This is a genomic window from Kitasatospora sp. NPDC001175, assembly GCF_053598215.1.
This window is the reverse complement of record NZ_JBSFJU010000234.1, coordinates 1-1,167: the sequence shown is the minus strand read 5'-3', so window position 1 is coordinate 1,167 and position 1,167 is coordinate 1. Positions and strand designations below refer to the sequence as shown.

Below are 1,167 nucleotides of genomic sequence, written 5' to 3'. Positions count from 1 at the left end.
CTGTTCACCGGTTCCGCGGTCACCGACAAGGCCGGCACCGTCCACGTCTTCCGTATCAACCAGAGCGACGGCCACCTCACCGACTCCTACCGCCCCAAGGGCGGCAAGTGGGCGGCCCAGGACCTCAACACCAAGGCCGGGTACGACTACGTCCAGGCCGGTGCCCCCGCAGCCGTGGTCGACAACAACGGCGGTATCCACGTCTTCACCCGCAAGGCCGACGACGGCGGACTCCTGGAGACCGTCGACTACAAGGGCGACAACACCTGGGCCGAGGAAAGCCTGTCCAACCGGGCGGGTTACACCTACGCGATGAGTGACTCACCCGCCGCGGTGGTCGACAAGGCCGGTGGCATCCACGTCTTCACCCGCAAGGCCGACGACGGCGGACTCCTGGAGACCGTCGACTACAAGGGCGACAACACCTGGGCCGAGGAAAGCCTGTCCAACCGGGCGGGTTACACCTACGCGATGAGTGACTCACCCGCCGCGGTGGTCGACAAGGCCGGTGGCATCCACGTCTTCACCCGCAAGGCCGACGACGGCGGACTCCTGGAGACCGTCGACTACAAGAACGACAACACCTGGGCCGAGGAAAGCCTGTCCAACCGGGCGGGTTACACCTACGCGATGAGTGACTCACCCGCCGCGGTGGTCGACAAGAACGGCGGAATCCACGTCTACACCCACAAGGCCAACGACGGCGGACTCCTGGAGACCGTCGACTACAAGAACGACAACACCTGGGCCGAACAGAACCTCTCCAACCGGGCCGGCTACACCTACCCGATGAGTGACTCACCCGCCGCGGTCGTCGACAACAACGGCGGAATCCACGTCTTCACCCGCAAGGCCGACGACGGACAGCTGATGGAGACCGTCGACTACAAGGGCGACAACACCTGGGCCGAGGAAATCCTCAACTTCCGCGCCAACTACACCTACGCCATGACCGGTTCGGCCGCCGCGACCGTCGACTCCACCGGCGGCATCCACGTCTTCACCCAGAAGCCCAACGACCGCGACCTCATCGAAACCGTCGACTACAACAACGACAACAAGTGGGCCGAACAGGGCCTCACCAACCAGACCGGCCTGTAACCCCCAAGCCCCAAACACCAACCGAAGCCCCCGGGCAACACCACCACCACACCGCCCGGGGGCTTC

General features: G+C 64.9%; 1 protein-coding gene. It reads left to right on the top strand.

Annotated features, from left to right (window positions below):
- Nucleotides 1-1,101: hypothetical protein (locus ACWDAK_RS41370; RefSeq protein ID WP_449806599.1), on the top strand; the 1,101-nt coding region annotated here is incomplete at its 5' end.
- Nucleotides 1,102-1,167: the final 66 nt, after the last annotated feature.